The sequence below is a fragment of the Sandaracinobacter sp. genome (assembly GCF_041909755.1).
GTDB lineage: Bacteria > Pseudomonadota > Alphaproteobacteria > Sphingomonadales > Sphingomonadaceae > Sandaracinobacteroides.
In genome coordinates, this window is sequence record NZ_JAYRCW010000131.1 from 1 (window position 1) to 4,843 (window position 4,843).

The following is a 4,843-nucleotide window of genomic DNA, read 5'->3' on the forward strand; positions in this document are numbered from 1 at the left end:
GTCCACCAGCTTTGCCGCATCGGCAAAGGCCATCCGGTTCGCCTTATAGACGACAAAGCCGTTCTCGGTGTGAACCTCGCCGGCGGCGACGCCCCATTCGTCGGCCGCAGCCATCTCCAGCCGCGCGCGCGCTTCCGCGGCCGCCCGCCGCAGATCATCATGATAGGATTTGATGCTGGTGCTGCCGCCCGTCAGGTGCAGGTTCATCCGCCGCACGGCTTCCTCGCCCACCCGTGCCGCCAGCCCGCGCACCACCGCCGGCAACCCGGCGGTTCCCTCGCGCACCATGCCCACATTGGCATAGGCCGGGTGCCAGGGGGCGGGCTCCACCGCCATCATCTGCCAGTTCGCGCCCAGTTCGTCCGCCACGATCTGCGCAAAGCCGGACATCACGCCCTGCCCCATCTCCGCCTGCGGCACCGGCACCGTCACCCGGCCGTCCGGGCCGATCTTCACCCAGGGGCCCAGCAGCGTCTCGCCGTCACCCGCTTCCCAGGCGTTGGGCCAGCTGCGCGGCCACAGCGCATAGCCCACGACAAGGCCCAGCGTTGCTCCCGCGCCGATCAGGAACCCCCGGCGCGAAGGTACGAACCGGGTTTTGCGGGGCGGCGCGTCTGGCGATTTCTGCAGCATGGGCAAATCCTACGCGTTAAGCGCCGCGAATGAAATCCTTCAGCGCCGCGATCAGCTCCGGCTGGGCATAGGGCGAAATCGCCCCCGAAGGATCGCGCGCATCCCGCAGCAGCCGGTCGATCAGCGGGCCCACCGCTCCTTCGTCGGCCGCCACATGCAGCCCCGCGCGCCCGGCGAACCGCGCCGCCGTCGCCAGCTGATGCTCGTTGCGATGCTCCCCCAGCGAAGCGCGGCGCGCCATCATCAGCAGCGGCTTCGCCATCGTCAGCGCGGAGATGATCGATCCCATCCCCGCGTGCGCCACCATCAGGGTGCAGCTTTCCGCCCGTTCCTGGAATTCGTCCGCCGAAATGAAGGGCTCGAACGGAAAGTTCCGCGGCCGATAGCTGCCCGGCTCCAGCCGCCCCAGCTGGCCGAACACCGGCACGTCATGGCTGCCGGCCCAGTCGTCCACCGCCTTCACCAGCCGGTCGAACGGCTCCTGCGTGCCCACCGTCAGGAAAATCACAGAACCGCACCCCGATAGTCCGGCCCGCCCGGCTTCGCCACATGCGGCCACTGCGTCAGGAACAGGTCGGCGTGCGGCCCCGCCTTCGCCCCCGAAAGCGAAAGCTCGTCGCCATTGGCGATGCTGTCGATCCAGCAGGTGCGCGCACCCATCAGCTTGCCGGCCCGGATCGCGAAGAATCCCACGCTCGCGCCCGTCGTCACGATCACGTCAGGCCGCACCCGGATCAGCAGCGCCACCGTCTCCAGCATCTGCTTCACCAGCTTCATCCTGGTCCAGCGGTTGGCGTCGGTGATGGCGGTGTAGCTGGCCACCCCCTGCCCCAGCCGCTTCGCCGCCACGCGAAGCCGCGCCTCGTGATCGGGGCTGGTGCAGGCCCAGTGCACCTCGCACCCCTCGAACGCGGGCATCAGCCGGTTCAGCTGCACCCAGTGCCCCCCCGTGGACGAAATCGCGAGAAGCCGCGTCACGAAAAGGCCTGAAGCCCCGTCTGCGCCCGGCCCAGGATCAGCGCATGCACATCGTGCGTGCCTTCATAGGTGTTCACGGCTTCCAGGTTCATGGCGTGGCGGATCACGCCGAACTCGTCCGAAATGCCGTTGCCGCCATGCATGTCGCGGGCAACGCGCGCGATCTCCAGCGCCTTTCCGCAGTTGTTGCGTTTCAGCAGCGAAATGGCCTCCGGCGCCAGCTTCCCCGCATCCATCAACCGGCCCGACCTCAGCGCCAGCAACAGCCCCAAAGTGATTTCCGTCTGCATGTCGGCCAGCTTCTTCTGCACCAGCTGGGTGGCCGCCAGCGGCCGGCCGAACTGCTTGCGGTCCAGCGTATATTGCCGGGCCGCATGCCAGCAGAACTCGGCTGCGCCCATCGCGCCCCAGCCGATGCCATAGCGCGCATTGTTCAGGCAGCCGAACGGTCCCTTCAGCCCGGCCACGTTCGGCAGCAGCCGGTCGGCCGGAATATCCACATCCGCCAGCACGATCTCGCCCGTCACCCAGGCGCGCAGGCTGAACTTGCCCTCGATCTTCGGCGTGGAAAGCCCCTTGTCGCCGCGCAGCAGCACGAAACCCCGGATCTGCTCGCCCGCGCCATCGCCCAGGTCGCATTTCGCCCACACCACGAACAGATGCGCATAGGGGCTGGAGGTGATCCACATCTTCGCGCCGGTCAGCCGGAAGCCGTCCGCCGTCTTCACCGCGCGGGTCTTCATGCCGGCCGGGTCCGATCCGGCGTCCGGCTCGGTCAGGCCGAAGGCGCCGATCCATTCGCCCGATGCCAGCTTCGGCAGCCACTGCTGCCGCTGCGCCTCGGTGCCATAGGCCCAGATCGGATACATCACGAGCGAGGATTGCACCGAAAAGGCCGAGCGATAGGCCGAATCAACCCGCTCCACCTCGCGCGCGATCAGCCCATAGGCGACATAGGAAACGCCTGCGCAGCCATAGCCGTGGATCGTCGGCCCCAGCAGACCCGCCTCCCCGAAGGCCTTCATCAACGCGGGATCGCTCGTCTCGTGCCGGTTCGCCTGCGTCACGATGGGGGCCAGATGCTGTTCCGCGAAGGCGCGCGCGGTGTCGCGCACCATCCGCTCTTCCTGCGTCAGCTCCAGCTCGATCAGCGCGGGATCGGCCCAGTCGAACCGAGGCCAGGGCTTTGCGGGCGATGTCTCTCCGCCGGTTGCCGTCGCGCCTGCTGCCGTCATTGCCCGTCTCCGTCCCGAAATTGCATGGCTGCCCGTTACGCGAGCGCAGCACGGGTGCCAAGGCGCTTCCCCCATGCTAGGCGCACCGCGATGCACGCCCCCGTCGAGTCCCGCCGCCCCACCCTTGGCTTCGTCCTTCTGGCCGGCGCGCTGACGGCCTTCGGGGCGGTCTCCATCGATTTCTACCTGCCGGCGCTGCCCGATATCGCGCGCCACTTCGGCGCCAGCCCGGCTGCGGCCCAGCTCACCATGTCGGCGTTCCTGGCCGGAATGGCGATCGGCCAGCTGGGCTGGGGGCCGCTGTCGGACAGGGTCGGCCGCCGCCCGCCGCTGCTGGCCGGAATCCTGCTCTACACGCTCGCCTCCCTCGCGCTCACGCGCATGCCCTCGATCGAGGCACTGGCCGCCGGCCGCTTCGTGCAGGGGCTGGGCGCCAGCGCCGGGCTGGTGATCGCCCGCGCCGTCATCCGCGACCGCTACGACACCACCGAATCCGCCCGCCTGTTCAGCCTGACCTTCCTGGTGCTGGCCATCGCGCCCATGCTGGCGCCCACCGGCGGCGCACTTCTGCTGGCGCGCTGGGGCTGGGAATCCATCTTCCTGGTGCTGGCCGCCTTCGGCCTGATCGTCGGCGTCTCCGTGCTGTTCCGCCTGCCCGAAAGCCGCACCGCCGCCACCGCCGCACAGGCAGCCGGCGAAACCCCGCTGCAAAGCTATCGCGCCGCGCTGGCGGACCGGCGCGTCCTCAGCTTCGTCGGCGCGGGCGCGTTCAACAGTGCCGCGCTCTTCACCTATGTCTCGGCCTCGCCCGCGCTCTTCATCGAACATTATGCCCGGCCGCCGTCCGCCTTCGGCTGGATCTTCGCGCTGAACGCGCTCGGCCTCGTCATCGCCTCGCAGCTGAACCGGGCCGCGCTGACACGCTGGCCGCCCGCCCTCATCGCCCGAAGGGGCTCTGCGGCGGCACTCGCCTTCGCCACGCTGCTGCTGGGGCTGTCGGCCGTCGGGGTGGATGACATGGCCGTCACCATGGCGCTGCTCTTCTTCGGGCTGGGCAGCTACGGCTTCGTATCGGCCAATGCCTCGGCGCTGGCGCTCGGCGCGATGCCGCACCGGGCCGGGTCCATCTCCGCCCTCATCGGCGCAGGCTCGTTCCTGTTCGGCGCGCTCGCCAGCGCGATCACCGCCCCCTTCGCCGCGGCAGGCCCGCTGGCGATGGCGGCAGCCATGGCGGCCGGCTTCCTCGGCGCGATGATCTGCATCCGCCGCGCCATCCGCGGATGACAGGCTGGATCCCGATCAACCGGGGCCTTGCCATCCACGCGGATGAACTGTCGCTGCGCTTCGTGCGCGCCTCCGGCCCCGGCGGGCAGAACGTCAACAAGGTCTCCACGGCCGTCGAACTGCGCTTCGATCTCGCCAATTCCCCTTCTCTCCCCGCCGCCGTAAAGGCCCGGGCGGCGGCGCTGGCAGGCTCGCGCTTCACCGACGCGGGCGAAATCCTGATCTTCGCGGAACGGTTCCGCACCCAGGCGATGAACCGGGAAGATGCGATCCAGCGGCTGGTGGACCTGCTGGCGAAGGCGGCCATCGCCCCCAAGGCGCGCCGCCCGACGAAGCCCGGCAAGGCCGCGAAGGCGCGACGGCTCGACAGCAAGAAGCGCCGGTCGGACATCAAGTCGGGGCGCGGCAAGCCCCTGTCCGACTGACCCGGCGGCCCGGCCGCAGGCGTCAATTTCCTGACGCTTCACGGCCCCGGCGCGCCAGACAATTGACGCCCTTCCTTGTCCACAGGCAGCCGCACCCAAGGCGCGGCCGGTTGGCACGCGCCTTGCTTCTCCCCCTGTAACGGCCGGTCACCGGAAAGCTTGCCCGCCCTCGCAAGCGTATCGGCCGAGTGCCCGCCGGGTTCGCGACCCCCCGGCGGGGCCCGCCGGGGCCCGCCAGGCCGGGGCAGGGAGCCGGCAATGACCCCCCCCCCCCCACCCGGGCGCGCG

General features: G+C 69.9%; 6 protein-coding genes. 2 read left to right on the forward strand and 4 right to left on the reverse strand.

Features of this window, described 5'->3' with window-relative positions; all coding sequences use genetic code 11:
* From ACE3O8_RS12750 to ACE3O8_RS12765, 4 genes are all read right to left on the reverse strand, one after another.
* A partial coding sequence (locus ACE3O8_RS12750) for a molybdopterin cofactor-binding domain-containing protein (protein ID WP_374390326.1) occupies positions 1-633 on the reverse strand: 633 nt, incomplete at its 3' end.
* Between the two features lie 16 nt (positions 634-649).
* The gene (locus ACE3O8_RS12755) at positions 650-1,141 is read right to left on the reverse strand and encodes a glycosyltransferase (RefSeq protein ID WP_374390328.1); all 492 of its coding nucleotides are present in this window, start codon (positions 1,139-1,141) and stop codon (positions 650-652) included.
* Positions 1,138-1,611, reverse strand: a complete 474-nt coding sequence (locus ACE3O8_RS12760) for a glucuronosyltransferase (RefSeq protein WP_374390330.1) — start codon at positions 1,609-1,611, stop codon at positions 1,138-1,140. The genes ACE3O8_RS12755 and ACE3O8_RS12760 overlap by 4 nt, the downstream gene beginning before the upstream one ends.
* On the reverse strand, positions 1,608-2,846 hold the full coding sequence (locus ACE3O8_RS12765; protein ID WP_374390331.1) for an acyl-CoA dehydrogenase: 1,239 nt from the start codon (positions 2,844-2,846) through the stop codon (positions 1,608-1,610). Before ACE3O8_RS12765 ends, ACE3O8_RS12760 begins: the two co-directional genes overlap by 4 nt.
* Before the next feature lie 90 nt (positions 2,847-2,936).
* Between ACE3O8_RS12765 and ACE3O8_RS12770 the strand changes: the two genes are divergently transcribed.
* The gene (locus ACE3O8_RS12770) at positions 2,937-4,130 is read left to right on the forward strand and encodes a multidrug effflux MFS transporter (RefSeq protein ID WP_374390333.1); all 1,194 of its coding nucleotides are present in this window, start codon (positions 2,937-2,939) and stop codon (positions 4,128-4,130) included.
* The gene (gene arfB, locus ACE3O8_RS12775) at positions 4,127-4,555 is read left to right on the forward strand and encodes an alternative ribosome rescue aminoacyl-tRNA hydrolase ArfB (RefSeq protein WP_374390335.1); all 429 of its coding nucleotides are present in this window, start codon (positions 4,127-4,129) and stop codon (positions 4,553-4,555) included. Before ACE3O8_RS12770 ends, arfB begins: the two co-directional genes overlap by 4 nt.
* The last annotated feature ends 288 nt before the right edge of the window (positions 4,556-4,843 follow it).

Coding starts and splice junctions, on each gene's coding strand:
- ACE3O8_RS12765 (WP_374390331.1), bottom strand. CDS start 2,846: ATGACGGCAGCAGGCGCGACGGCAACCGGCGGAGAGACATCGCCCGCA.
- ACE3O8_RS12770 (WP_374390333.1), top strand. CDS start 2,937: ATGCACGCCCCCGTCGAGTCCCGCCGCCCCACCCTTGGCTTCGTCCTT.
- arfB (WP_374390335.1), top strand. CDS start 4,127: ATGACAGGCTGGATCCCGATCAACCGGGGCCTTGCCATCCACGCGGAT.